This window comes from Ruegeria sp. D3 (assembly GCF_056534465.1).
This window is the reverse complement of the sequence record NZ_JBQFPK010000002.1, coordinates 24,421-50,951: the sequence shown is the minus strand read 5'-3', so window position 1 is coordinate 50,951 and position 26,531 is coordinate 24,421. Positions and strand designations below refer to the sequence as shown.

Annotated in this window: 30 protein-coding genes; 3 read left to right on the top strand and 27 right to left on the bottom strand. The window is 57.7% G+C overall.

Annotated elements, in window-relative coordinates:
* Window positions 1–52: 52 nt before the first annotated feature.
* The 3 genes from ACR0DX_RS02710 to ACR0DX_RS02700 form a co-directional block, all read right to left on the bottom strand.
* On the bottom strand, window positions 53–1,612 hold the full coding sequence (locus ACR0DX_RS02710) for a trimethylamine methyltransferase family protein (protein ID WP_170352636.1): 1,560 nt from the start codon (window positions 1,610–1,612) through the stop codon (window positions 53–55).
* Window positions 1,613–1,733: 121 nt separating this feature from the next.
* The gene (locus tag ACR0DX_RS02705; protein ID WP_170752251.1) at window positions 1,734–2,426 is read right to left on the bottom strand and encodes an HAD family hydrolase; all 693 of its coding nucleotides are present in this window, start codon (window positions 2,424–2,426) and stop codon (window positions 1,734–1,736) included.
* 23 nt (window positions 2,427–2,449) lie between these two features.
* Complete coding sequence (locus tag ACR0DX_RS02700; protein ID WP_170352635.1) at window positions 2,450–2,734, bottom strand: DUF3572 domain-containing protein; 285 nt, start codon at window positions 2,732–2,734, stop codon at window positions 2,450–2,452.
* An 87-nt stretch (window positions 2,735–2,821) separates the two neighbouring features.
* Between ACR0DX_RS02700 and ACR0DX_RS02695 the strand changes: the two genes are divergently transcribed.
* Entirely contained in the window at window positions 2,822–4,210 is a 1,389-nt protein-coding gene (locus ACR0DX_RS02695; protein ID WP_480845334.1) for a diguanylate cyclase, read from the top strand.
* 4 nt (window positions 4,211–4,214) lie between these two features.
* On the opposite strand, the gene ACR0DX_RS02690 is transcribed toward ACR0DX_RS02695, so the two are convergent.
* Genes ACR0DX_RS02690 through ACR0DX_RS02675 form a run of 4 tightly spaced genes read right to left on the bottom strand, consistent with a single transcriptional unit; the run spans window position 4,215 to window position 6,113 of the window.
* Window positions 4,215–4,688 carry a periplasmic heavy metal sensor gene (locus ACR0DX_RS02690; RefSeq protein WP_170352634.1) on the bottom strand — a complete coding sequence of 158 codons (474 nt, stop codon included), beginning with the start codon at window positions 4,686–4,688 and terminating at the stop codon, window positions 4,215–4,217.
* Entirely contained in the window at window positions 4,685–5,038 is a 354-nt protein-coding gene (locus ACR0DX_RS02685; protein ID WP_234899558.1) for a hypothetical protein, read from the bottom strand. Before ACR0DX_RS02685 ends, ACR0DX_RS02690 begins: the two co-directional genes overlap by 4 nt.
* Entirely contained in the window at window positions 5,019–5,639 is a 621-nt protein-coding gene (locus ACR0DX_RS02680; RefSeq protein ID WP_170352632.1) for an RNA polymerase sigma factor, read from the bottom strand. The genes ACR0DX_RS02685 and ACR0DX_RS02680 overlap by 20 nt, the downstream gene beginning before the upstream one ends.
* Before the next feature lie 6 nt (window positions 5,640–5,645).
* Window positions 5,646–6,113, bottom strand: a complete 468-nt coding sequence (locus ACR0DX_RS02675) for a CREC-EF hand family protein (RefSeq protein ID WP_170352631.1) — start codon at window positions 6,111–6,113, stop codon at window positions 5,646–5,648.
* A gap of 188 nt (window positions 6,114–6,301) precedes the next feature.
* On the opposite strand from ACR0DX_RS02675, the gene ACR0DX_RS02670 reads away from it, so the two are divergent.
* Together ACR0DX_RS02670 and ACR0DX_RS02665 are read left to right on the top strand one after the other, a co-directional pair.
* Window positions 6,302–6,697 (top strand): DUF983 domain-containing protein, encoded by a 396-nt coding sequence (locus ACR0DX_RS02670; protein ID WP_170352630.1) that lies wholly within the window; start codon window positions 6,302–6,304, stop codon window positions 6,695–6,697.
* A 28-nt stretch (window positions 6,698–6,725) separates the two neighbouring features.
* Entirely contained in the window at window positions 6,726–7,427 is a 702-nt protein-coding gene (locus tag ACR0DX_RS02665; RefSeq protein WP_170352629.1) for an NUDIX hydrolase, read from the top strand.
* 8 nt (window positions 7,428–7,435) lie between these two features.
* On the opposite strand, the gene ACR0DX_RS02660 is transcribed toward ACR0DX_RS02665, so the two are convergent.
* The 20 genes from ACR0DX_RS02660 to ACR0DX_RS02565 form a co-directional block, all read right to left on the bottom strand.
* Window positions 7,436–9,103, bottom strand: a complete 1,668-nt coding sequence (locus ACR0DX_RS02660; protein ID WP_170352628.1) for a ribonuclease J — start codon at window positions 9,101–9,103, stop codon at window positions 7,436–7,438.
* Window positions 9,100–9,879 carry a type III pantothenate kinase gene (locus ACR0DX_RS02655; protein WP_170352627.1) on the bottom strand — a complete coding sequence of 260 codons (780 nt, stop codon included), beginning with the start codon at window positions 9,877–9,879 and terminating at the stop codon, window positions 9,100–9,102. The genes ACR0DX_RS02660 and ACR0DX_RS02655 overlap by 4 nt, the downstream gene beginning before the upstream one ends.
* 11 nt (window positions 9,880–9,890) lie before the next feature.
* The gene (locus tag ACR0DX_RS02650) at window positions 9,891–10,640 is read right to left on the bottom strand and encodes a biotin--[acetyl-CoA-carboxylase] ligase (protein WP_170352626.1); all 750 of its coding nucleotides are present in this window, start codon (window positions 10,638–10,640) and stop codon (window positions 9,891–9,893) included.
* Window positions 10,641–10,694: 54 nt separating this feature from the next.
* On the bottom strand, window positions 10,695–12,137 hold the full coding sequence (gene nuoN, locus ACR0DX_RS02645; protein WP_170352625.1) for an NADH-quinone oxidoreductase subunit NuoN: 1,443 nt from the start codon (window positions 12,135–12,137) through the stop codon (window positions 10,695–10,697).
* Between the two features lie 13 nt (window positions 12,138–12,150).
* On the bottom strand, window positions 12,151–13,695 hold the full coding sequence (locus ACR0DX_RS02640) for an NADH-quinone oxidoreductase subunit M (protein ID WP_170352624.1): 1,545 nt from the start codon (window positions 13,693–13,695) through the stop codon (window positions 12,151–12,153).
* Window positions 13,695–15,836 carry an NADH-quinone oxidoreductase subunit L gene (gene nuoL, locus ACR0DX_RS02635; RefSeq protein WP_170352623.1) on the bottom strand — a complete coding sequence of 714 codons (2,142 nt, stop codon included), beginning with the start codon at window positions 15,834–15,836 and terminating at the stop codon, window positions 13,695–13,697. Before nuoL ends, ACR0DX_RS02640 begins: the two co-directional genes overlap by 1 nt.
* Window positions 15,837–15,843: 7 nt before the next feature.
* On the bottom strand, window positions 15,844–16,149 hold the full coding sequence (gene nuoK / locus ACR0DX_RS02630; RefSeq protein ID WP_005984024.1) for an NADH-quinone oxidoreductase subunit NuoK: 306 nt from the start codon (window positions 16,147–16,149) through the stop codon (window positions 15,844–15,846).
* 123 nt (window positions 16,150–16,272) lie between these two features.
* Window positions 16,273–16,875 carry an NADH-quinone oxidoreductase subunit J gene (locus ACR0DX_RS02625; protein WP_170352622.1) on the bottom strand — a complete coding sequence of 201 codons (603 nt, stop codon included), beginning with the start codon at window positions 16,873–16,875 and terminating at the stop codon, window positions 16,273–16,275.
* Entirely contained in the window at window positions 16,872–17,282 is a 411-nt protein-coding gene (locus ACR0DX_RS02620) for a carboxymuconolactone decarboxylase family protein (RefSeq protein ID WP_170352621.1), read from the bottom strand. The genes ACR0DX_RS02625 and ACR0DX_RS02620 overlap by 4 nt, the downstream gene beginning before the upstream one ends.
* Window positions 17,279–17,773, bottom strand: a complete 495-nt coding sequence (gene nuoI, locus ACR0DX_RS02615; RefSeq protein ID WP_039524264.1) for an NADH-quinone oxidoreductase subunit NuoI — start codon at window positions 17,771–17,773, stop codon at window positions 17,279–17,281. Before nuoI ends, ACR0DX_RS02620 begins: the two co-directional genes overlap by 4 nt.
* Window position 17,774: 1 nt before the next feature.
* Entirely contained in the window at window positions 17,775–18,812 is a 1,038-nt protein-coding gene (nuoH, locus tag ACR0DX_RS02610; RefSeq protein WP_170352620.1) for an NADH-quinone oxidoreductase subunit NuoH, read from the bottom strand.
* A gap of 204 nt (window positions 18,813–19,016) precedes the next feature.
* Window positions 19,017–21,038 (bottom strand): NADH-quinone oxidoreductase subunit NuoG, encoded by a 2,022-nt coding sequence (nuoG, locus tag ACR0DX_RS02605; RefSeq protein WP_170352619.1) that lies wholly within the window; start codon window positions 21,036–21,038, stop codon window positions 19,017–19,019.
* A gap of 5 nt (window positions 21,039–21,043) precedes the next feature.
* Window positions 21,044–21,448, bottom strand: coding sequence for a DUF5333 domain-containing protein (locus ACR0DX_RS02600; RefSeq protein WP_170353126.1), 405 nt, complete (start codon window positions 21,446–21,448; stop codon window positions 21,044–21,046).
* Between the two features lie 484 nt (window positions 21,449–21,932).
* A complete protein-coding gene (locus ACR0DX_RS02595; protein ID WP_170352618.1) occupies window positions 21,933–22,349 on the bottom strand; it encodes an MAPEG family protein in 417 nt (138 codons plus the stop codon).
* 6 nt (window positions 22,350–22,355) lie between these two features.
* A complete protein-coding gene (gene nuoF, locus ACR0DX_RS02590) occupies window positions 22,356–23,654 on the bottom strand; it encodes an NADH-quinone oxidoreductase subunit NuoF (RefSeq protein ID WP_170352617.1) in 1,299 nt (432 codons plus the stop codon).
* A gap of 12 nt (window positions 23,655–23,666) precedes the next feature.
* Window positions 23,667–23,885, bottom strand: coding sequence for a DUF5337 domain-containing protein (locus tag ACR0DX_RS02585; RefSeq protein WP_170352616.1), 219 nt, complete (start codon window positions 23,883–23,885; stop codon window positions 23,667–23,669).
* Window positions 23,886–23,915: 30 nt separating this feature from the next.
* Complete coding sequence (nuoE, locus tag ACR0DX_RS02580) at window positions 23,916–25,007, bottom strand: NADH-quinone oxidoreductase subunit NuoE (protein ID WP_170352615.1); 1,092 nt, start codon at window positions 25,005–25,007, stop codon at window positions 23,916–23,918.
* Complete coding sequence (locus tag ACR0DX_RS02575; RefSeq protein WP_170352614.1) at window positions 25,007–26,230, bottom strand: NADH-quinone oxidoreductase subunit D; 1,224 nt, start codon at window positions 26,228–26,230, stop codon at window positions 25,007–25,009. Before ACR0DX_RS02575 ends, nuoE begins: the two co-directional genes overlap by 1 nt.
* Window positions 26,230–26,352 (bottom strand): hypothetical protein, encoded by a 123-nt coding sequence (locus tag ACR0DX_RS02570; protein WP_257599041.1) that lies wholly within the window; start codon window positions 26,350–26,352, stop codon window positions 26,230–26,232. Before ACR0DX_RS02570 ends, ACR0DX_RS02575 begins: the two co-directional genes overlap by 1 nt.
* Before the next feature lies 1 nt (window position 26,353).
* Window positions 26,354–26,530 carry a hypothetical protein gene (locus ACR0DX_RS02565; protein WP_170352613.1) on the bottom strand — a complete coding sequence of 59 codons (177 nt, stop codon included), beginning with the start codon at window positions 26,528–26,530 and terminating at the stop codon, window positions 26,354–26,356.
* Between the last annotated feature and the right edge of the window lies 1 nt (window position 26,531).

Below are 26,531 nucleotides of genomic sequence, written 5' to 3'. Positions count from 1 at the left end.
TCCGAGATGCAAAACACGCACAAGTCTCAAAGTGGAAGTCCTTGGCTTTGCACTAAAAATCGGTCGGAGCGCCCCCTTCGGCTTTACGGCGCTCGACAAAGTCTGCAAGTTCTTCGCGAATGCCCTCATCTATTGCCGGGGGCTCAAAACTGGTAATGATTTCCTTGAACATGTGATGGGCCCGTTCAGCGGTCCAGATTCCGCCCGCAACGTCCCAGCCTTCATAATTCTTCCAGTCACTCAGAAACGGTTGGTAGAACGCTGTGGTATAGCGATCCTGAGTGTGCTGAATGCCAAAGAAATGACCGTCATTCCCGACCGCACGGATCGCGTCCAAAGCAATCTCATCCGGTCCCGTCGCCGTGATCTCGGGCTGCATATAGCGTTGGATTTGCTGTAAAATTTCGCAATCCATGATAAACTTTTCGGGGCTGGCGATAAGTCCCCCTTCCAGCCACCCGGCCGCGTGATAAACCATATTCGTCCCCGACTGCACAGCCGCCCAAAGCGAGTTCGAGGTTTCCCAAACCGACTGACCGTCGGGTACGTTGGCCGCGCAGACCCCAGATGACCGCATGGGCAGGCCATAAAACCGCGCCATTTGCCCGGTCATCTGCGTCGAACGCATGTACTCGGGCGTTCCAAACGCGGGCGCACCGGATTTCATGTCTACATTCGATGTGAACGTCCCGATCACGCAGGGTATGCCCGGCCGGACGTACTGGAACAGAGCAATCGCACACAGAGCCTCGGCCAGCGATTGCGCCACAGCGCCCGCCATTGTTACCGGGGCCATCGCTCCGGCCAGCGTGAAGGGAGTTACAACAATCGCTTGCCCACGTCGCGCCAACCTCAAACAGCCGTCGATCATCGGGTGGTCATGTTTTAGCGGCGAGGTCGAGTTGATGTTGGTGTACATCCGGGGTTCTGCCTCGAATTCTTCGTGGCTGTGCCCACCAGCGATCCGCACCATTTCCATGACGTCTTCGACACGTTCCTTACCCAGCGAATACGCGTGCATCGCTTTGTCAGTTAGGGTCAACTTGTCATAGAGTACATCCAGATGCCGAACACTTGCGTGGATATCCACAGGCTCGACCGGATATCCGCCCGCGAAATGAATACAGTTGAAATACTGAGTCAGTTTCAGCAGATTTCGACACATTTCACGGTTTCCCGGAACCTTGGTACCGATCTCCATATCCCAATAATTCGGAGGCGATGACACATTACCAAACAACAGGTTGCGACCACCGATTTCGATCCGGCGATCCGGATTGCGCGGCGTGATCGTGAAAGATGATGGTGCCTTGCCCACCATCTCCATAACAAAATCCCGCCCCATACGGACGTTATCCCCTTCGATGGTGCAACCGGCCTTACGCAGGATATCGATAGCTTCTTCATTGTAGAATTCGACACCGATCTCTTCGAGAATGCGCATTGCGCCCTCGTGGATCGCTTGAATTCCCGCCTCGTCCAGAGGCTCGGTCGGCTTGTCGATATTGATCGGTGGGCTCCACGGCATCTGGTCAATAACCGCGCTGCCCCTGCGTTCGGCTGCTCCTGCCCGCCCGCCACTGCGACGTTTGCGTGTTTTCGCCTCTGCCATTGAATCCTCCGCGAGCTTGTCTTTTGTCAAGCAAGCCTCGAAGCAAGGCATGTGGCCGCTCTGTCTGCGACACCTCTTGTCGGTTTTGAGGTCCGATGCGCCGATTCTGGAGCTTAGGCGATCAGTTTCGTGTCAACCATTCCGGTATGTGGCCGATATTTGGTAAGACGACATCCGCCATTGGCTGCAGAACTTCAGCGGGAGCCAAGCCCGTCAGCACACCGATCGTCGTCATACCCGCTGCCCGACCCGCCTGAAGATCATGGAGACTGTCACCAACCATAGCGACGCGTTCAGGCGGCAGATTCACATGCGCGGCAAAGGCCAGCAACTGGCCCGGACCCGGCTTGAACCCATGGCCGCTGTCGTAACCAGCAACAAAATCGAAATGATCCCGAATACCGGCTGATGCCAAATGTTCCAGCGCTGGCGCTTCGCCGTCGTTTGTTGCAACACCCAGCTTAAGTCCCGCCTCCCGCAACCCGTCAAGAAATGGGGTCAACGGCACCGCTTGCGCCTGTGGGGCCGAGGCGGACTCTGCGTTCAACAGGTCGATCAGGGCGTCTCGTGGCATCTCCGCCAAGTGTGGTGCCAACGTCTCGGCTACTTCTTCGACTGTTCCCGCAATCACGATGCTGTCTTCCGAGTATGTGACTTGATCCAAATCGAAGCCGATCACACGACCCAGCACCCTTGCCCTGTCATGATCCCCATCGGTCAGGCGCAGCAACATATTGCGCCCGAAAGCACCCCAGGTATCGGCAAAATCGAACAGAGTTCCGTCCTTGTCGAACAGAAGCGCGTCTATCGGCATCTCAAGCTCCAGAAGTGTTTTCATCAAGTCCAATGCATGTCTGCCGCCCCGGACAAAACCGCACGCGCCTGTCCGGGAAGATCATATGGCACAGAATTGGCGTCACAGAATTCCACAACCCACGAATCGTCAAGCATGAGGAATTCAAGAATCGAGCCAAGGAACTCCGGCTCTGCAGCCCTGTCGCGCAGATCCTGAGCCGAAGCGCCAGTTGACCCAAGAAATACAGGCAGCAATTCCTCATTTCCCGCAAGCCAAGCCAGAACATTCAGCGCCAGCGTTTCGGCAGATTCAGCAGAGATTGGCATAAAGAGACCCCGGAATTGATCTTGGAAAGGGTTTGTTAACCAGACTCATAAACACTTTGACAACGCATGCAATCAACGGTGACAGATATGTCCGTGCAGGGAACTATCCTTGTCCTCGACGGGACCTCGACCAATCGCATCATGCTGAAGGTTCAGTTGACCGCAGCATGGTACCACGTCGTGCAAGGTGAAAAACTGGAAGGGCTGGCTGGGCTTTTACGGCGAACACGGCCTGATCTGGTTCTCACGGCCCAAACTCTGCCGGATGGAACAGCTACTGATGTCAAACAGCTTCTCGCGGCTGATCCGGACTTAGCCGATGTCCCTGTTGTTGCGATAGCGGCGCAAAACGACAAAGCCGCCCGGCTGAAAGCCCTTTCGGAGGGGCTGGACGACGTGCTGGTGCATCCCTTTAAGGATTCGCTTCTGCTGGCGCAGGTCCGCAGCCTGTTGCGCGCTCGTGCTGAAACACAGGATCTGAAGCTAACTACAAACGTTCAACCATTGGGTTTCGCCGAGCCCGCAGTAAGTCTGATCGCGCCACCCAAACCGTCGCGCGTGGCCGTTTTGGCCAGAACCGCGCGATCGGGTGCCGCGTGGCGAAATTTGCTTGCGGATCAGACAAGACATAACGTCTCCGCGCACACTTCTTCGAACCTGCAGGGCGTTTTATCAGGGCCGGTCCCAGACGCAATTGTAATAGAAGTCGGCACAACACTGGCAGGGCTCAATGTTCTAGCGGATCTGAAGTCCCGAGCGGCCACACGTCGCACAGTATTGATCGCGGTACTTGACCGCAATAACGCGACGCTCGCCGCTGAAGCACTCGACCGGGGGGCTGACGCGGTTTGCATGGGAGGCTTCTGTGTCGAGGAGGTTAGGCAGAGACTGACCAACAGGCTTGCCCGCAAAACCCAGATGGATCAGATGCGCGCATCGCTTCACAGGGGAATTGCGGAATCTTGGATTGATCCTCTAACCGGTCTGCACAACCGCCGATACGCCATGCGGGCTATGGATCAGATCACGCGCAAGTCGTTACAGCTAGGTCAGGGTTTTGCCGTTATGCTGGCTGATCTAGACCATTTCAAATCCATTAATGACCGGTATGGCCACGCTGGCGGGGATATCGTTCTGACCGAGGCGGGAACCCGGATGGAACGTGCAATCGGATCCGATGGTTTTGTCGCGCGGATTGGTGGCGAAGAATTCATGATCGGGCTACCTCATGCCACTGAAACGAGGGCGGTCAGTGTTGCGCGATCACTGTGTAATTGCATCAGACAAAAACCGTTCTCGCTACCGGACAATACAGAACCCGTTCCAGTCACTATCAGTATCGGTCTAATCACAACCCAGCCCACTCCATTTCAAACTGAGCCACTAGATGACCTGATCAAGTCCGCCGATACGGCGCTTTATGCTGCCAAAAAGGCAGGGCGCAACCAAGTCAGGGTCAGGCAATGCGCGGCCTGAGGCACTAATTCTTCCTCTTCTTGCCATGAGGACCATGACGCACAACCTCGTCCAGGCGGTCGGCGTAAAGCGCGCGTTCCGCGTCAGTCATGTCGGTGACCTGCTCTAGCCATTGACCTTGCAAGTTTGACTGCAATTCCGCCAAAGACTGTGACTGCTGCAACAAGATATCTTGCACCGTCTTGGGGTCAAAAGGAACTTCCCTCAAAGCAGCACTGAGGATCTCAAAATTCCGGACCCGATCCTTTGATCCGGCTTTATGGCGCGCTGAAAGTTGCCCACGCAGTGCCTTTCGGTCCTCTTTCGGCAAGGCCCGGTACAGCGCCGATCCAAATCCCGGAGGCGCCTTGGCATGATCTCCGCCCTTGACCCGCAGCACAGTTCCTACGGCGACACCAACCACAAGAAGGTTGAACCCCAAAGATACGGCCAACAGAACCTTCACCCATCTGCGTTTTGGTTTAGGATTGTCGCTCATTCCGCGCCCTCCAGAAATGAAGTGTCCAAATCGGCCAGAGCAAGCCCGGCTTCTTGCTGGTAGATATAGGTCGCAGGGTCCGGCAAAAAGTCGGGCGCAGCAAAGCCGATCCAAACGCCGGCCGCGCTGGCCGCCACCAAACCACCAAAGCTGTGCCAGCCGCCGATACCATCTAACACCCTAGCCCAATAAGAACGTCGGGGCCTGTCAGCAGCTTTGATCTGATTTAGGCGTACCTGCTCTGCATCTGTCAGGATACGAACCGTCAGATCATCAGAAAGCAAAGGCCGGTTCTCACGGGCCGTCGCAAACATCTCGTCCAGATTTTTTTCATCTTCGGTCATCGTCATACCCCAATTCCTCGCGACGCCCTGCCAGAATCCCGGCCAAGGCCCGCTTGCCACGTGCGGTCAGGCTTTCAACCGCTTCTACCGAAATCCCCATGACACCGGCGATCTCGGGGTTTGGCAGCTCTTCTATGTGCCGCAAAATAACTGCCTGACGTTGCCGTTCGGGCAGCTGCTCCAGCGCCAGTTGAAGCGCATCCTTGCGGGCTTCGTCCTGCATACGGTCCGCTACACTCGGACTGCCATCTTCTGGCTCGGGCAAGTCAGCAAGCCGGTCAGGTTTGTTCTTGCGCAAGTGATCAACGCACAGGTTCATCGTCACGCGATACAACCACGTCGACACTTTCGCCTGCCCCGAAACCCAATCCGGCGCAACTTTCCACAGACGCATCATCGCATCTTGGGTAACATCTTCGGCCTCGGCCCGATTGCCCAGCATGCGCATGGCGACCGACAAACACCGCGGCCCCAAACGGTCCGTCAAAATACGAGCAGCGGCGGCATCACCCTGTGCGAAAAGGCCCAGCAACGTATCGTCGCTGGGCATATCCGCAGCACGTGACTGGCTGCGGATGGAAGTGGATGAGGACGTCAGAGCCTCCATCCTGCATCAGCTGTCGTCAGTGTCCGACTTTGCCCGCTTTTTGTGATGGCGGCCCATCTTGTCCTTCGCATCGGCAAATTCCTGTTCCGAGATCGCCCCGTCGCTATCCGCGTCTATTCGATCAAACATCTTGTCAGCGCGGCGTGGTTTCGGCAACTCGTCCTGACTCAGAGACCCGTCCTGATTGGCGTCATGCTTCTCGAACATCTTGGTCACACGGTCATTGACCCTTTTCTGGCCAGCGTCCTGCATCTCTTCTATGGTCAACTGCCCATCTCCGTTCGTATCCGCATCAGTAAAGCGTTTGCTGTGATGGGCCAGCATTTCTTCTTTCGTCACCTGGCCATCGCTGTTGGCATCCAGTTCCTGGAAAGTCACAGGTTCGCGATCACGCGGCCCTGCGGCCAGTACAGAGGTGCCGGTGACGGCCACAGCCGCGATCAGGACTACCGGGATGAATTTGGCGCTTTTCATATCGTTTTCCTTTGTTTTCGCGGCCCTTTTGCCGCTGCTTACATGGGTTCAAACGATGCGGCGCCCGGGTTCCGTCGCGAAACTTTTAAAATTCCCAGAAAAAACAGCGATGCAAAGCGACGCACCCCCCTTTTAAGTTGCACAAAAGATGCGCAATATCCGGTTTATTCAAACCCGCGAGTATCGAAATGACAGATCAAACGATAAACACTCTGCCCGAAGCGGAACGTGCCACCAAGCCAGCGTTGCTCAAAGGTTTTCGCGGTCGTTGCCCAAAATGTGGCGAAGGCAAACTGTTGAAAGGGTATCTGACGGTAAACGACAGCTGCTCGAATTGCGGGCAAGAACTGTTTCATCATCGCGCCGATGACGGGCCAGCATACCTGACAATCCTACTTGTGGGTCACCTTCTGGCCCCCGCCCTGCACGTAACGTATGTCGAATTCCGCCCAGAACCGCTGACCATGTTTCTGATCTTCGCAATCGGGTGCACCGCGTTGTCCTTGTTCCTTTTACCTCGCTTGAAAGGGGCCGTTGTGGCCTATCAGTGGGCACGTCGGATGCACGGGTTCGAGAACGCGTAATGTTTGTTTCCAACGAATTGGCCCGCATATGATTCAGGACAAGACCGCAATCCGCAACGCGGCCACGGTTATTGTTCTGCGCGACCGCAAGACCGCCCCGTCGATCCTGATGGGTCAACGGGGGGCCAAGGCCGCTTTTATGCCCAACAAATTTGTCTTTCCCGGCGGAGCTGTTGACCCCGAGGATGCCCACATACCGCTGGCAAGCGAGTTGCCACCTGTGTGTTTTGATCGGCTAGGTGAACGCTCGGAGCTTGGGTTGCAAGGTGCCCTTGCGGCGGCGGCAATTCGCGAGCTTTGGGAAGAAACAGGTCTGGTCTTGGGCCAGCCAGGTAGTTGGCCCGAGCCCGCGCCATCGGATTGGCGCGGATTTGCCGAGCTGGGGTTTCGACCTTCGGCTGAGGCCTTGCAGTTCGTCTTTCGCGCGGTGACCCCACCCGGTCGCCCGCGCAGGTTTGATGCTCGGTTCTTTCTTGTTGATGCGTCGGCGATATGCGGGGACTTGGACGATTTCAGCCGCGCCTCGGATGAGTTGTCGCATCTGCAATGGATCCCACTCGACCGCGCGCGCGAGTTCGACCTACCCTTTATCACCGAAGTCGTATTGGCCGAAATCACGGCACGGGTTTTGGACCCGGCGCCGCCCAGCTCGGTCCCCTTCCTGTTGAATCAGGAAGAGGAAAGTCTGTTCTTGAAACTCAAAGGCTATCCGATGCCTCTGACCGACTGAGGTCGGGCTTATTTCATCCGGCTGATAACAGTCGTGACTTCGGGTTTTTTACCAATCTCAGCTTTTGCGGTCTGACGCACGATGCGGCGCATGGCTTCTTCCAGCTTGTCATCGTCACGCAGAGTCTTGGTATCCGCGCGCATGAGGAATTGGTTCAGATCTTCTTCGAGAACTTCAACCAACCCGGCACGAGACGATCCCATTTCGGGCAAGCCCATCGTGTCGCACCACGGCTCGCCCAGCGGCTCGTCTTCTTCGTCCAGAATAACCGTCACAGTCACGTGGCCATTCAGCGCCATGCGGATACGGTCACGAACAACACCGTCCAGCGCGCCGACTTTCACCGTGCCGTCCAGATACGTCCGACCCGTTTCCACATAGTCGACCACCTGCGGCGCGTTGCCAATCAGGTCCAACATGGTTCCGTTCACCGCCAAAACACCTGTTCGGCCGCCAGAATTAGCCAGCTTGACGTGCTCGCGCAGGTGACGATGTTCACCATGCATCGGGATCACGATCTGCGGGTTGATCAGTGCATGTACCCTCTCAAGATCGGGACGGTTGGCATGACCCGACACGTGATACAGACCCGAGCTGTCATCGACCACATCCACACCTTTTTCGCTAAGTTGGTTGATGATGAAGATCACGCCCCGCTCGTTGCCCGGAATGGTTTTCGACGAAAACAGGAACAGATCGCCCTCTTTCAGTTCCAGACCGCGATACTTGCCGCGTGCAAGCTGCGCGCTGGCGGCACGGCGTTCGCCTTGGCTACCAGTCACGATCAACATCAGGTTTTGGCGTGGAACGTCCACCGCCTCTTCTGCACTGATGACTTTGGGGAAATCCGACAGGATACCCGTTTCGGTCGCAGCCTCAATCATGCGGCGCATCGCGCGGCCCAGCAACACGACCGAGCGTCCGGCTCGCTGCCCAGCCTCGGCCAAGGTTTTCACCCGAGCCACGTTGGACGCGAAGGTGGTTGCAACAACCATCCCCTCGGCGCTTTCGACCAGCTTGGTGATCTCGGGGCCAACCTCGGATTCCGATCGTCCGTCATGGGGCGAGAATACATTGGTGCTGTCACAAACCAGCGCCTTGACGCCCGGTTTCGCAATCTCGGCCCACAACTCGGCGTCGAAAGGCTCACCCACCACCGGGTTGGTGTCCAGCTTGAAGTCACCCGAATGTACAATCCGTCCCGCTGGCGTATCTATTACCAACGCCGCACTTTCCGGGATCGAATGCGAGACCGGCAGGAAACCTACCGAGAACGGCCCCACCTGAACCTGCTCAGGCCAGGGCGAAACCGTTTGAACCGCATCCTCGGGATGGCCATGCTCTTCCATTTTCCGGCGTGCAATATTGGCGGTGAAAGCGCGCGCATAAACCGGGGCGCCCAAAGCCTCGTAGCAATGGGCCACAGCACCGACGTGATCCTCGTGCGCGTGGGTCACAAAAACCGCTTCCAGCCGATCGGCCCGCTCTTGCAGCCAAGAGATATCGGCATGGATCAGATCGACACCCGGCGTCGTATCCATATCCGGAAAGGTCACGCCAAGATCGACTAGGATCAACCTTTCCTGCCCGGGCTTTCCATAGCCGTAGACATAGGCGTTCATGCCGATTTCACCTGCACCGCCCAGCGGCAGATAGATCAGTCGTTCACTGCTCATGTTGAGCCATTTTCCTTGTTATAGCGATGGATCACGGTCAGCCCGTGCATCGTCAAATCATCTTCGATCGCGTCAAACCCTACATCCGCCTGATCAAACAGCGGGGCAAGCCCCCCGGTTCCGACAACCTTCATCGGATGGCCGTACTCGGCCTTGATCCGCGCAATCAGTCCTTCGATCAAGCCGGAATACCCCCAGTACACGCCGGATTGAATGCAGCCAACTGTATTCGTACCAATGACTTTGTCGGGGCGCGTGATATCAATATGCGGTAGCGCCGCAGCACCTTGGTGAAGCGCCTCAAGGCTGAGGTTCACACCCGGCGCAATAATACCCCCAACGTAGGCACCATCCGAGGCCACAACATCGAAATTGGTGGCAGTTCCGAAGTCGACCACCACAACGTCTCCGCCATGCCTGTCGAAGGCCCCGACCGCATTGGCCAGCCTGTCCGGTCCAGGAATAGTGCCCTCATCAATGCGCGGGGCCACCGGCAAAAGGCATTCAGGTTTGCCAACGACCAACGGGCGGCAACCAAAGAACCGATCCGCGAAAATACGAAGGTTGAACACCACACGCGGCACAGTCGAGGCGATCACTACATCGGTGATGTCCGCCTCGATCCCGTAGTGTTTCACCAATGTCGAATACCATGTGAAATAGGCATCTGCCGTGCGGGAATGATGGGTCGAGGTTCGCAATGTGCACAGAAACTGCTTGCCATCCCAGATCGAAAAAACAGTGTTTGTGTTGCCGCAATCAATAGCCAAAAGCATTTGCGTTCCTCTCAGAAATACACGTCGGCGGCTGGGATCGCGACCCGGCCTTTGGCGGTGTTTAGGACAAGGTTACCGCCGGCGTCCACCGTTTCAAAAGTGCCCACGGTTTCGGATGTCGCTGTCTTGGCTGTAATCACTTCGCCCAGACGCGCGGCCCGATCCAACCATGCCGTACGGATCGGCTCGAACCCATAGGTCACGAACTGCGTCTCATAGCGAGCAAACGCGGCGGCCAACTCTGTCAGGAAATCCTCGGGCATGACGTCTGCGCCGGTCTCAGACAAAAGCGAAACGGGTCGGACCGCGCCCTCCTCCAGCGCATCGGTTGGTGGGGACTGAGACAGATTGACCCCGATCCCAATCGCCAAGTGAGACAGGTCGCGCCCTTGGCCCGTGCCTTCTAGCAATATCCCCGCAAGTTTTCCGCCGTTCAGCAGCACATCATTTGGCCATTTCAAAGACAGCCCATCGGACCGCCCCGAGACAGCGACACAGCCATCAAACAGAGCGAGGGCTGCAACAAAGCTCCGCAACGCTGCTTGTTCTGGATTACCATGTGGGCGCATCAATAAAGTGGCAGCCAGGTTCCCAACGGGATTGGCCCATGCACGTCCCCGACGTCCACGCGCCGCAGTTTGGTTATAGGCCATGATCCACACCGGCCCCGTCGCCGTTGGTGCGATGCGCGAAGCTTCGTTCAACGTACTGTCAACCGTTTGCAACACATGCAAACCGTAACCTTGCGGCCAATCCGTCATGGTAAAAAGGCCCGGTCCAACGACCGAGCCCCTCTGAATTGTGTGATTTCAGGGTTAATTGACAAGCGTCGCCGCCGCAGCAGCTGCCGCGCCTTCAACACCAAATTGATAGAAAATTCCCACCAGCATCAAAGCAGCCGACCCCATCAGGGCGACCCACAGGACAGGCGTCGAGCGCGTTTCAATCGGGTCTTCGTTTTCTTCGCCGAAATACATGTAGAACACGATCCGCAAATAATAGAACGCACCGATGACGGATGCGATGGCCGACACGATCACCAGACCCGTCAGGCCCGCACTGACACCGGCCTGCCAGACGCCGAACTTGGCGAAGAAACCCAGCATCGGCGGGACGCCCGCAAGGCTGAACATCAGGATCAGAACCGCCAGCGCCTTGCCCGGATCACGTTTGGAATACTGCCGCAGCGCGTCAATATCCGTGACGGGCTTACCGTCCCGCTCCATCATCAGAATGAACGCAAAGGTGCCGATATTCATGGTCACATAGATCGCCAGGTACATCAGCATCGCCTTGACGCCCATCTCTGTACCCGCCGCCAGACCGATCAGCGCATAGCCCATATGGGCAATCGACGAAAACGCCATCAGTCGCTTGATGTCACGCTGCCCAATCGCAGCCACTGCACCCAACAGCATCGACAGGACCGAGAGCAGAACGATCACCTGCTGCCAGTCCTTGATCACGCCGCCGAACGCGTCATGCAGCAGTCGTGCAAACAGTGCCATCGCGGCCACTTTGGGCGCGGTAGCGAAGAAAGCGGTGATTGGTGTGGGTGAGCCTTCGTATACGTCCGGCGTCCACATGTGGAACGGCACGGCTGACACTTTGAAGGCCAGCCCCGAGATCAGGAAGATCAGGCCGAACAGCAGGCCAACCGAGACGTCACCATGGTTGACCGTCTGGATGATGCCCGAGAACAGCGTGGTCCCGGTGAAGCCGTAAACCAGCGATGCACCATAAAGCAGCAGGCCAGAGCTGAGCGCGCCCAGAACGAAATACTTCAGACCAGCCTCGGTGGATTTTGCACTGTCACGGCGCAGAGCGGCCACGACGTACAGCGCCAGCGATTGCAGCTCCAACCCCATGTACAGGGACATCAGATCTCCGGCGCTGACCATCATCATCATACCCACGGCGGCAAGTGCCACCAGCAAGGGGTATTCGAACCGCAACAGCCCGCGACGCGACATGTAATCCTGGCTCATCAACAGAACGGCTGCCGCAGATAGCAGGATCGCAACCTTGGCAAAGCGCGAGAAACCGTCATCGACGAACATGCCATTGAAGGCCACGTTGGTGCCATCGCCATTGGTGGCGATCCAAATCGCCAGCAGCGCCATCAGGCCCGAGGTCGCCCAGATCAGAACCGGGGCCAGCCCGTCTTTTGTGGTGTAGACAGCCCCAATCAGCGCCGCCATCGCATAAACGGCCAGAACAATCTCTGGCAGGATGATTGTCAGATCAGCTTGGATCATCTCCGAAGCTCCCTTAATGCGAAGCGGCTGTCTGGATCACGGCCTCAGCCGCGGCCAGAGCCGTGTCATAGTTCGAAATCAGTGCGGCGGTCGAGTCGCCGATCACATCGGTTACCAGCGACGGATAGACACCCAGCAGGATCGTCATCACGATGAGCGGCGCAAAGATCAGCCGCTCGCGCGAGCTCATGTCCGTCATCGCCTTGAGGCTTTCCTTGATCAGATCGCCAAAGACCACTCGACGGTATAGCCACAGCGCATACCCGGCCGAGAAGATCACCCCGGTCGCAGCCACTGCCGTTACCCAAGTGTTGACCTGGAAGGCTCCCATCAAGGTCAGGAATTCGCCGATAAAGCCCGAGGTGCCAGGCAGACCGACATTCGCCATGGTGAACAGCATGAAGACCAGCGCATAAGCGGGCATCCGGATCACCAAGCCGCCATATGCGTCAATGTCGCGGGTGTGCATCCGGTCATAGATCACGCCGACACACAGGAACAACGCCGCCGAGATGAACCCGTGGCTGATCATCTGGAAGATCGCGCCATCAATCCCCTGCTGGTTCGCCGCAAAAATCCCCATGGTCACAAAACCCATATGCGCGACCGAGGAATAGGCGATCAGCTTTTTCATATCCTCCTGCACCAGCGCCACCAGCGAGGTGTAGACAACCGCAATCGCCGACATCCACAGCACCAGATCGGTCATCACCGCCGAGCCCACTGGGAACATCGGCAAGCTAAACCGTAGGAAGCCATAGCCGCCCATCTTCAGCAGGATCGCCGCCAGCACGACCGACCCCGCCGTCGGCGCCTGAACGTGTGCATCCGGCAACCACGTATGAACCGGCCACATCGGCATTTTCACCGCGAAGGATGCAAAGAACGCCAGGAACATCAGTGTCTGCATCCCGCCGACAATGTAGACACCCATCACGCTGAAGCTTTCAGACGAGAACTGATGGCTCATCAGTGCTTCGATATCCGTGGTGCCGGCATCCGCGTACATGGCAACCATCGCCACCAGCATCAGAACCGAGCCGAGGAAGGTATAGAGGAAGAACTTGAAGCTGGCATAGATGCGGTTCGCCCCGCCCCAGATACCGATGATCAGGAACATCGGGATCAGACCAGCCTCGAAGAACAGGTAGAACAGCACCAGATCCAGTGCCATGAACACGCCCAGCATGAGCGTTTCCAGCAGCAGGAAGGCGATCATGTATTCCTTGACCCGGTCGGTCACGTTCCAGCTGGCCAGAATGGTCAGGGGCATGATGAAGGTGGTCAGCAGCACGAACAACACGCTGATGCCGTCCACGCCCATCTTGTATTTCAGGCCCAGCAGCCACTCACCCTCTTCCACCATCTGAAAGCCGGTGTTCGAGGGGTCAAAGCCCGTATAGATGCCAATCGAGACAAGGAACGTCACCGTGGTCGCCACCAGCGCGACCCATTTCGCGTTGCGCTGCGCGGCGTCGTCATCTCCGTGCAGGAACAGGGCCAGAATGGCCGCTGCCACTGCGGGGATGAAAGTAACGATCGAGAGGATATTATCCATTAGTGTGCGCCTCCGCCGATCGACATCCAGGTGACAAGGGCTGCAATCCCCAAGACCATCCAGAAGGCATAAGTAAAGATGTAGCCCGTCTGCGCCTTGCCTGCGAGGCGGGTGAAGAAGGGAACAACGCCCATAGCGATCCCATTCAGGAAACCGTCAATGGTGTTGCCATCGCCGCGTTTCCACAGGAACCGTCCAAGCGCCACGGTGGGTTTGACGAAGATCACATTGTAGATTTCGTCAAAGTACCACTTGTTCAGCAGGAACAGGTACAGCGGCCGCTGGTTCGCTGCCAGACGTCCTGGCAGAGACGGGTTCACGATGTAGAACCAATAGGCCATCGCAAAGCCCAGCAGCATCGCAACAAAGGGTGAAAACTTGACCCACTTAGGCGCCGCATGCGCATCGTCCAGCACATGGTTGTCCGGCGCCATATACAGCGCGCCCTCGCCCGGCTCACCTGCGAAAACATAGTGATGATCGCCATGAGCATCCTTTTCACCATGACCGTCATCCGCGTGGTCATCGCCGTGGCTTTCATCTGCGTGGCTATCATCGCCATGCGCGTCGGCTTTGCCATGATCACCGGCCTCGGCATGTTCCGACGCCTCAGCCACCGGGATGCCATAGAACTTGCCGACCGTGTCCGCGTGGCCGAAGAAATTGCCGTACCAAATCATGCCCGCAAAGACCGCGCCCAGAGAGAGAACGCCCAGCGGCACCAGCATGACCATCGGGCTTTCATGCGCATGGTCATGCGTATGTTTGTCGCCGCGCGGCGTGCCGTAGAAGGTCAGGAAGATCAGACGCCAGCTGTAGAAGGACGTAAACGCCGCCGCTACGACCAACAGCCAGAAGCCATAGGAAGACCCACCGGCATAGGCGCTCTCGATGATCGCATCCTTCGACAGGAAGCCAGCGAAACCGAAGGTCGTCAGCGGAATGCCCACACCTGTGATGGCCAGTGTGCCAATCATCATCGCCCAGAACGTATAGGGGATCTTTTTGCGCAGCCCGCCATATTCAGTCATCTCTTGTTCGTGGTGCATGGCGTGGATCACGGACCCCGCGCCAAGGAACAACAGCGCCTTGAAGAACGCGTGTGTGAACAGGTGGAACATCGCCGCCGAATACATGCCGACACCTGCGGCCACAAACATGTAGCCCAGCTGCGAACAGGTCGAATAGGCGATGACGCGCTTGATGTCGGTCTGAACCAGACCCACGGTCGCCGCAAAAAACGCGGTCGAAGCTCCCAGCACGGTGATGAATCCGGTCGCACCCGGCGCGAACTCCATAAGCGGCGACATACGGCATACAAGGAACACACCCGCCGTCACCATGGTCGCGGCGTGGATCAGGGCCGACACAGGCGTCGGGCCTTCCATCGCGTCGGGCAACCATGTGTGCAGGATCAACTGCGCCGATTTCCCCATCGCGCCGATAAACAGCAGCACGCAGATGACCTCAACAGCGGTCCATTCGCCCCACAGGAAGTGCAGCTTCTCTTCGGCCAAGGCGGGCGCCGAGGCGAAAATGTCCGAGAAGTTGATGCTGTCGGTCAGCAAGAACAGCGCGAAAATCCCCAGCGCAAAGCCAAAGTCGCCGACACGGTTCACGATAAACGCTTTCATCGCCGCCGCATTGGCCGATGGCTTGCGATAATAAAACCCGATCAGCAAGTAGGATGCGACGCCCACGCCTTCCCAGCCAAAGAACATCTGCACCAGATTGTCCGCCGTCACCAGCATCAGCATCGCGAAGGTAAAGAAGGACAGATAGGCGAAGAAACGCGGCTTATAGCTCTCGCCCTCGCGCCATTGCGGGTCGTGATCCATGTAGCCGAAGGAATAGAGGTGCACGAGCGCCGAAACCGTCGTCACCACGATCAGCATGATCGCGGTCAGACGGTCCAGACGGATGGCCCAGCTTGTCGACAACGATCCGCTCTCGATCCAGCGCATAATCTCGATCTGTTGCGTCACCCCGTCGAAGGCAAAGAACACGATCCACGACAGCAGACAGGCCAGAAACAGCAGGCCCGTTGCCGTCCACATGGCGGCTTTCTCACCAATGAACCGCCAGCCGAAACCGCAGATCAACGCGCCCACCAGCGGGGCAAAGAGGATGGTGGTTTCCATAGTTCTCTTAGCCCTTCATCATATTGACGTCTTCAACCGCGATGGTGCCACGGTTGCGGAAGAAGCAGACCAGAATGGCCAGACCAATCGCCGCCTCGGCGGCCGCAACTGTCAGGACAAACAGCGTAAACACCTGTCCGACCAGATCGCCCAAGAAACTGGAAAACGCCACGAGGTTGATATTCACCGCCAAAAGCATCAACTCGATGCTCATCAGCAGGATGATGACGTTCTTGCGGTTCAGGAAGAGACCGAAGATGCCGATGACGAACAGCGTCGCCGCCACAGTCAGGTAATGTTCAAGTCCGATCATTTTCTTTCGGTCCCATTCGTTTCCTGTTTTTCGCGGCCCTATACCCGATCCAACCAAGTACAACAGGCACCGCAATTAGTATTTTTAGCAGCCGGTACTCCATTGGAAGTACCAGCGGCAATTTCACAACCCCTGCCCCGGTTTCACGTCCTTCAGCTCCATCGCCTTGGCCGGGTCGCGCATCATTTGGCCGATGATGTCCTGACGTTTGATGTCCTGACGGTGGCGCAGGGTCAGCACGATGGCGCCAATCATAGCCACCAGCAGGATCAGACCCGCCAGTTGGAACAGAAGGAAGTATTGGTCGTAAAGGATGACACCCAGCGCCTCGGTGTTGTGGCGGTCGGTCGGAACCGGTTGGGCCAGATTGGCCTCAACGCCTTGCGCGCTGTCCCATGCACCGAACGCCATGACGAACTGCATCAGGATGACCAGACCGATCAGCAATGCCAGCGGCATATAACGCGCCATCTCGGCCTTAAGCTCGGCAAAGTCGACGTCCAGCATCATCACTACGAACAGGAACAGCACCGCGACCGCGCCCACATAGACGATGATCAACAGCATCGCCACAAACTCAGCCCCCAGCAGCACGAATAGCCCCGCCGAGGACAGGAAGGACAGTATCAGCCAAAGCACTGAGTGCACCGGCTGGCGGCTGATCACCGTGAACAGGCCGCCGGTGACGGCGCTGATGGCAAACAGATAAAAGGCAAAGACGGTCATTGATCCTCATCCTTGTTGTCGCCCATGACCTCTTGCGCCAGATCCAGCGCACGGGTCATGGCCGGGATGCCAGCAAACACCGACATCTGACCGATCGTTTCCACGATCTCTTGTTTTCTGGCCCCGGCTTCCAGAGCGTGACGCACGGTTTGACGCACCGCGGTATCGGCCTGCGCGCCCTGACAGGTCAGCCCGGCCAGCGTCAGCAACAGGCGGGTTTTGGCGTCCAGCCCGTCCTTGTTGACGGTGTTGCCGAACATCATCTCCATGATCTCTTTGGGCATGGTCGGCCAAAGCGCCTCGAACCCTTTGGGCGAGAAGTTCTCCATCGCCGGGTTCATCGCCTTGGCCATGTCCTGAGCCTGACGCATCATCAGCTCGAACGGATTTGTCGGCGTGTCATTCATCGGTACGGCGCATCCATTTCCAGATTGCGGGCGATCTCGGCTTCCCAGCGTTCGCCGTTGTCGAGCAGTTTTTCCTTGTCGTAGAACAGCTCTTCGCGGGTTTCCGTGGCGAATTCGAAATTCGGACCTTCGACGATGGCATCGACCGGGCAGGCCTCCTGACAGAAGCCGCAATAGATACACTTAGTCATGTCGATATCATACCGCGTGGTGCGGCGGCTGCCGTCTTCGCGCGGTTCGGCGTCGATGGTGATGGCCTGGGCCGGGCAGATCGCCTCGCACAGTTTACAGGCGATGCAGCGTTCTTCACCATTGGGATAACGGCGCAGAGCGTGTTCGCCACGAAAACGAGGGGACAGCGGTCCCTTCTCATGCGGGTAATTCACGGTGGCCTTGGGGGCAAAGAAGTACTTCAGACCCAGTTTCATCCCGACCCAGAAGTCCTGCAGCAGAAAGTACTTAGCGGCGCGGGTATAGTCGATTTGGGTCATATCAGCCTCCTACGCTCCAACGGGCGAACGCGCCCCAGAACCAGTCGAATTTCGCCGCGAAGGCCACGAAAACCACCCATACCAGCGAGAATGGCAGGAATACTTTCCAGCCCAACCGCATCAGCTGGTCATAGCGGTAGCGGGGTGTGATTGCCTTGACCATCGCGAAGAGGAAGAAGAAGAACGCCATCTTCGCGACCATCCACAGAACGCCATCCGGCAGGCCCGGGATCGGCGACAGCCAGCCACCAAAAAACAGCAGCGAGATCAGCGCGCACATCAGGAAGATGGCGATGTATTCCCCTGCCATAAACAGCAGGAAGGGCGTGGCCGAGTACTCGACCTGATAGCCCGCGACCAGTTCCGATTCCGCCTCGGGCAGATCAAAGGGTGGTCGGTTGGTTTCGGCCAGCGCCGAGATGAAGAACAGGAACACCATCGGGAAATGCGGCAGCCAGTACCAGCTAAAGAAGCCAAACCGACCGTCCTGTGCCTCGACAATGTTTCCAAAATTCATCGACCCGGTCGAGATGATCACGCCGATGATGATCAGGCCCAACGAGACCTCGTACGAGATCATCTGCGCCGCCGACCGCAGTGACCCAAGGAATGGGTACTTTGAGTTAGACGCCCAACCGCCCATAATCACGCCATAAACTTCCAACGACGATACAGCAAAGACATAAAGGATCGCCACGTTCAGGTCGGACAGAACCCAGCCATCGTTGAACGGGATCACCGCCCAGGCGATCATCGCAAGCACGAAGGATGTCAGCGGCGCCAGCATAAAGACCGTGCGGTCGGCACCTGCCGGAATGACAACCTCTTTCACCACGTATTTCAGCGCATCCGCCACCGATTGCAGCAAGCCATAGACACCCACCACGTTGGGGCCCCGGCGCATCTGGACCGCTGCCCAGATCTTGCGGTCGCCATAGACGAGGAACAACAGAGAGATCATCACAAAGGCAACGACTGCAAGCACTTGCGCCAGAATGATGATGGCTATTCCGCCTGGGGTGTTAAAGAATTCAGCCATTGGTCCTCACACCGTGGGTATTCCGTTTTACGCGCGCGATACGAAGGCCAGATGCCTGCGCATTTAGCGGCTGGGTCGGCGCGTTGGTGTAAACAGCATCTGTCGCCATTGCGCCACCCTTAATCTTGAGTTTCACACACAAATCAGGCGCGGCGTACTGCCACCCGGCAGTCGCCTTACCTTGCGATATGAAACAGTTCTGGTTCATTCCGCTGCAATCTTCTCGGATTTAAGAGCCAGCGCCTGCGCCGAGAGCTCGGCCATTAACTGCGACGCCCGGGCAATCGGGTTGGTCAGATAGAAATCCTTGACGGCATAGCGGAAGGTTGCCTTGCCTAGTGGACCTGCATCCAACACCTGAGCTTCGTTCTCGATCACCTCATCAACGCGGGCCAGATGTGGAACCGCCTCGATCAGAGTGGTGCGCAATTGCGCCAGCGAGTCGAAAGGTAATGTGGCACCCAGCTCGGCCGAGAGCGCACGCAGGATCGCCCAGTTTTCCTTGGCCTCACCGGGCGCAAAGCCAGCACGCATGGCCAGTTGCGGGCGACCTTCGGTGTTGACGAACAGGCCGTTTTCCTCGGTGTAGGCCGCACCAGGCAGGATTACGTCGGCACGGTGTGCACCCCGATCTCCGTGGCTGCCCTGATAGATGACAAAGGCACCCTCACCAATCTCGACCTCATCCGCGCCCAGATTGTAGATCACGTCTGCAGCGCTGACTGCGTCCATGCCGCTGTCGTTCGTCGCGTCCACGTCCATTGCGCCGACACGCGATGCTGCGGTGTGCAGAACGATCAGGCCGCTTTCGGTGTTGGCGGCAATGGCTTGCGCTGCGGCCAGAACGGCGGCCCCGTCAGCCTCTTGCAGCGCACCCTGACCAACGATCACCAGTGACGGCTTGCCCTTGATCTCATCATCACCGCCCATATCCACGGCAGCCTGCAGGGCGGCGCGGTCGTCACCCATATGATGGTAGGGATACGTCAGTTCGGCGGCGGGCCCGACCAGGGCCACTTCGGCCCCATGCGCCCACGCTTTGCGAATACGCGCGTTCAGAACCGGCGCTTCGTCGCGCGGGTTGGTGCCGATCAGCAATATACGCTCTGCCGAGTCGATATCTTCGATCGCGGCGGTGCCGGCATAAGCCCCGCGATTGCCCGCAGGCAACTTGGCACCGTCGGTACGGCATTCGACAACACCGCCCTGCCCCTCGATCATCTGTTTCAGGGCAAACGCAGCCTCAACCGGGGCCAGATCTCCCACGATACCGGCGGGTTTCTCGGCTCCTTTCAGCGCTTCGGCGGCTTTGGTCAAAGCCTCAGGCCAGGTCGCCGGGCGCAATTTTCCATTCTCGCGCACGTAAGGCTTGTCAAGACGCTGGCGGCGCAGCCCATCCCAGACAAACCGCGTCTTGTCGCTGATCCATTCCTCGTTCACGCCATCATGGTTGCGCGGAAGGAACCGCATCACTTCGCGTCCCTTGGTATCTACGCGAATGTTTGAGCCCAGAGCATCCATGACATCGACGCTTTCGGTCTTGGTCAGCTCCCACGGACGGGCAGTAAAGGCATAAGGCTTCGAGGTCAGCGCCCCAACCGGGCACAAGTCAATGATGTTCCCCTGCAGATTCGATTGCAGAGTCTCGTTCAGATAAGAGGTGATCTCGGCATCTTCACCGCGCCCGGTCTGGCCCATCTGGGTGATCCCGGCGACTTCGGTAGTGAAGCGCACACAGCGCGTGCAGCTGATGCAGCGCGTCATCGCGGTGCCGACCAATGGCCCCAAATCCAGATCATCAACCGCGCGTTTGGCTTCCTTGAAGCGCGAGCCCGAAACACCGTAGGCCATCGCCTGATCCTGCAGATCACATTCGCCACCCTGATCGCAGATCGGGCAATCTAGCGGGTGGTTGATCAGCAGGAACTCCATCACCCCTTCGCGGGCCTTCTTAACCATGGGCGAGTTCGTCTTGACCACCGGCGCCTGACCTTCCGGCCCAGGACGCAGGTCGCGCACCTGCATCGCGCAGGACGCCGCCGGTTTCGGCGGTCCCCCGACGACTTCGACCAGACACATCCGGCAGTTTCCGGCAATAGAAAGACGCTCGTGGTAGCAGAAACGCGGGACCTCGACCCCAGCCTCTTCACAAGCTTGGATCAGGGTCATCGAGCCATCAACTTCGATTTCCTGCCCGTCGATATTCACTTTGCGGAGGTCAGACATGGCTTTCAGTTCGCCCTCAAATACACGCCAATGGCGCTGTTTCTATCGATTTCCTTTTTGCCCAACGAGCAAAAGGAAGTGGGGTTGTCGTAAGATACGCCATTGGCGGCCAGATACGCTTCGCCTTTGGCGCGCATACGGTCCTTTTCGGCGTCCGAGTCTACATAGGCCCGGATTTCCGTGTCCGAATACCCCAGTTTGTTCGCTTTGGACCTAAGGTCCCACATCACACCAATCGCCTTCAGACGGCGCCCGCTGATCGACGGGCAGAGTTCCGAAATCTCGTTTGCGATCGCGATGTAATAGAGTTCGTCGTCAATCTCTTTGACTTCGCGCAAAGGCGGTTTCGCCTCAGCTAGGGCAGGCATGCCCAATACTGCGAGAACCGTCAGAGCTTTTAGTACTTGCATGACATATCCTTTCGTCTTGGTTCCACCAAGACGACCTGCGGGCTGGACGTTATGCAATAACGCCTGCCGCAACCCAGCATGATATGTCTGCATCTGCATCATGGACGGCGACACCGCCCTGCAAAGGTCAATTTATCGTCTACCACGCGCAACTTTTCAGGCTCGGTGTCCGGACCAACAGCCCAGTCGATGCGAGATGACCCAAAACTGGTAATACAGAACTTTGTTCCTTCAAAGCGTCCTGCCTCACGGGCCCCGTCCAAGGAAGCAGAGACGCCGTTGACCACCACTGTGAATTCTGTAGGTGACCTTTTCTTGTCGACCGGCTTCACCTTGGTGCGGAAATACTGGCCATCAAACCTAACCTGGTCAGAAGATGGGGTTATCAGTCCACAGGCCGAGACCGCAAATAACGCCCCAACGGCGACCGACCGTACTAAGCCTGCCCCAAGGGTCTTGTTCCGATGCATCCGACTTGCCGCCATCAGAACGCCGCCACCAGTGCAATGATGCCCATTACGACCATGCAAGCCCAGCCAATCACGTAGAGAACAGATCGTAAGCCACTGTTTGGGCGACCAAATCCACGAATATGGACAAACAGCATTACCAGCCGCGCGACTAAGGCAAGCGAAGCCAGCAGGTTTACCCAGAATGGATTGGCACCCATCAGAATAGCAGCAAACGTTACGGCCACATAGGCTGGCAGAGTTTCGGTCCCATTCAGATAGGCACGGTTCAGACGATACGCTTTATCCGAGTAGTCCTGTTCAGGCGTTGCACCGGGCGCAAGTCCTTTGCCCTGCTTTGCCAGGGCTGTGAACGGAGCCATAAACAGCACGACCAGGGCGAAAATCACCACCGATGCTACAGCATGACCGTATTCTGCAAGGGTCTCCATCAAAAGTTACTCCGCCGCCATCGCGCCGGTGCGACCGGATTTTTGCGCCTTGATACGGTCCTCAATCTCTTCGCGGAAGTTGCGGATAAGGCCCTGGATAGGCCAAGCGGCCGCGTCGCCCAAGGCGCAGATTGTGTGACCTTCGACCTGTTTGGTCACATCGAAAAGCATGTCGATCTCTTCCAGTTCGGCCTCGCCGCGCACTAGGCGGTCCATGACGCGCATCATCCAGCCGGTGCCTTCGCGGCACGGCGTACACTGGCCACAGCTTTCGTGCTTGTAGAACTTCGACAGCCGCCAGATTGCCTTGATGATATCGGTGGATTTGTCCATCACGATCACCGCAGCCGTCCCAAGCCCCGAGCCCAGATCGTTGCGCAGGTAATCGAAATCCATGATCGCGTCGCGCATGTTTTCACCGCGCACGCAAGGAACAGACGAGCCGCCCGGAATCACAGCCAGCAAATTGTCCCAGCCGCCGCGAATACCGCCGCAATGGGTCTCAATCAGTTCCTCAAACGAGATCGACATCGCTTCTTCGACCACGCAGGGATTGTTCACATGGCCCGAGATCGCAAAAAGCTTGGTGCCCGCGTTGTTCTGACGGCCAAAGCCCGCAAACCAATCCGCGCCTCGGCGCAGGATCGTCGGCACAACGGCAATCGATTCCACATTGTTCACGGTCGTTGGGCAGCCATAGAGGCCAGCGCCCGCCGGGAATGGAGGTTTCATCCGCGGCATGCCCTTCTTGCCCTCAAGGCTTTCGATCAGGGCGGTTTCTTCACCACAGATATAGGCCCCGGCCCCGTGATGCAGGAACAGGTCGAAATCCCAGCCCGAACCGGCGGCGTTCTTGCCCAGCAGACCAGCGTCGTAGGCTTCATCAATCGCCGCCTGCAGCGCCTCACGCTCGCGAATGTATTCGCCGCGCAGATAGATGTAGCAAGTATGTGCATTCATCGCGAAAGAGGCGATCAGACAGCCCTCGATCAGCGTGTGCGGATCATGGCGCATGATCTCTCGGTCTTTGCAGGTGCCGGGCTCGGATTCATCCGCATTCACAACCAGATAGGCCGGACGACCGTCGCTTTCCTTGGGCATGAACGACCATTTCAAACCGGTCGGAAAGCCCGCACCGCCACGACCGCGCAGGCCCGAGTCCTTCATCGTCTGGATAATCCAGTCGCGGCCCTTTTCGATCAGGCCAGCCGTGCCGTCCCAATGCCCGCGCGCCTGCGCGCCCCGCAATGTGCGCTCATGCATCCCGTAGATGTTGGTAAAGATCCGGTCCTGATCCTTCAGCATCGCGTGTTACCTTCAGCTGTCCTGACGCATACGCCAGAGTTGAAAAATGTTGACGCCCGCATAGATGAATCCCGCCAGAGCGGCAAAATCAAAAAGCAACGCATAACGGCCCGGCAGTCCCAACTGCGGACCAACAAAAGACATGACAAGCCACAGCACCATCGTCACGGCGATGACGATACCGATGTGACGGCCCTTTCGGGCTATGGCCTGTTCCTTGTCTTTGTCCATCTCATCCTGATGCCCCGGATGGGCACCCGCTTAGTCCTCGTAAGTGCCGTCTTCCTTGGCACGTTTGGCAAAATCGGTCTCTTCCCCCGCAGCAAGACTGGTTGCCTGCGCAACCCAACCGTCGCGTTCAACCCGGCCCTTGAACTTCAACCGAGCGTCCACCCAGGCAATGTTCGCGGTCGTCCACTTTGCGATCTGGTCGTAGTGGTAGATGCCCAGCTCGTTCAGCTTCTCTTCCAGCTTAGGACCGACGCCTTTCAGCATCTTAAGGTCATCCGCCTGGCCATCGCGCGCTTGATTCAGGGTTTCGGGCGCGTCTTCCTGAGCGTCCTGAGCTTGCTTCACCGCCGATTTGCCGATCTCCCGCTCCTTCGGAGGTTTCGGCGCCGCTTTGGTCGCAGTCGCCTTACCATCCTTGCCCAACCATGGGGTCAGGATCGGAACCTCGGTCCCATCGATGCGCTTGACGGTGTCACCCAGATCGGTCGCCAGCTCAACACTGGCATTGTGTTCAGGCTTGCCCGCCTCGTACTCCGCCAGGCTGCTGAGTCCGCTGAGCGGTTCCGCTGCATAGCGCCCATTCTGCGGACCCGGAGTCGGAACCTTGCCCGCCGCCAGATCATCGATGATCTTGCCAAAGCTCTCGGCGGTCAGGTCTTCGTAATAGTCCTTGCCGATCTGCGCCATCGGCGCGTTGGTGCAAGAGCCGAGGCATTCGACCTCTTCCCAACTCAGCTTACCATCTGCGGACAAAGCGTGCGGCTTGGCGGCGATCTTGTCCTTGCACACCGCGATCAAGTCCTCGGCCCCGCAAATCATGCAAGAGGTTGTGCCGCATACCTGAATATGTGCCACCGATCCAACCGGTTGCAGTTGGAACATGAAGTAGAAAGAGGCGACCTCAAGAACGCGGATATAAGCCATGCCCAGCATATCAGCGACGGATTCAATCGCGGGGCGGGACAGCCAACCCTCTTGTTCTTGCGCCCGCCACAGCAGCGGAATCACCGCGCTGGCCTGACGGCCCTCAGGGTATTTGGTGATCTGTGCTTCGGCCCATTGCTGGTTGGCAGCCGTGAAGGCGAAAGCATCGGGTTGTTCGGGGTGAAGACGGCGGAGCATTAGCGGTCAATCTCTCCAAATACGACGTCCATGGTGCCGATGATGGCGGCGACGTCGGCCAGTTGGTGCCCTCCGGCGACGTGATCCATGGCTTGCAGGTGCAGGAAGCCCGGCGCGCGCAGTTTGGCGCGGTAGGGTTTGTTGGTGCCGTCGGCAACCAGATAGACGCCGAACTCACCCTTGGGGGCTTCGACGGCGGCGTAAACCTCGCCCGCAGGGACGTGGAAGCCTTCGGTATATAGTTTGAAGTGATGGATCAGGCTTTCCATCGAGGTCTTCATGTCCGAGCGTTTCGGCGGGGTGATCTTGCCGCGCGCCAGAACGTCACCCGGGCATTCGCGGATTTTGGCGATGGCTTGGCGGATGATCAGCAGTGACTGACGCATCTCTTCCATTCGCACCAGATAGCGGTCATAGCAGTCGCCATTCTTGCCGACAGGGATCTGGAACTCGAACTCGTCATAGCATTCATAGGGCTGCGCACGACGCAAATCCCATGCCAGACCCGAGCCGCGCACCATCACGCCCGAGAAACCGTATTTCTGAATGTCATCCTCGGTCACGACGCCAATATCGGCGTTGCGCTGTTTGAAGATGCGGTTTTCGGTCAGCAGACCGTCAATGTCGTCCAAAACGGCGGGGAATTCGTGGCTCCACGCTTCGATGTCGTCCAACAATTCGGGCGGCAGGTCTTGGTGAACACCACCGGGGCGGAAATAAGCGGCGTGCAGGCGGGCTCCGCAAGCACGCTCATAAAACACCATCAGCTTTTCGCGTTCTTCAAAGCCCCACAGCGGCGGCGTCAGCGCGCCAACGTCCATCGCCTGTGTGGTCACATTCAGCAGGTGGTTCAGGATGCGCCCGATCTCGGAATACAGAACCCGGATAAGCGAGCCACGGCGCGGCACCTCAACCCCGGTTAGTTTTTCAATGGCCAGACACCAGGCATGTTCCTGGTTCATCGGTGCCACGTAATCCAGACGGTCGAAATACGGTAGGTTCTGTAGATACGTCCGGCTTTCCATCAGCTTTTCAGTGCCACGGTGCAGCAGGCCAATATGCGGGTCGCAACGCTCGACAATCTCGCCGTCAAGCTCAAGAACCAGACGCAAAACCCCGTGCGCCGCAGGGTGTTGCGGGCCGAAGTTAATGTTAAAGTTGCGGATCTTCTGTTCTCCGCTCAGCGCGTCTGTGCTGCCGTCATCGTATCTTGAGCCGTCCATCAACGCCCTCGTTTCTTCTTTGCTTCGGCCCGAACCCGGACCTTTTCGGCCTCAGCCGCCTTGGCTGCGGCCCCTGCAAGCAAGACGCCCAAAGCGCCCAAAATGATCAGTTCGCCCATCATGTCAGCGTCGCTCCATCTCTTGCAGCTTCATGGCCATCATCCACAACAGGACAATCACAGCCGGAGAGATAATGCAGGCAAACGCCCAGTTCTTGTTGATCCCGAAATGCGGCAGCAGCTTGATCATCGGTACGACCGTTGCGACCACCAGAATTATCCAGATCAGGAACTCAAACATG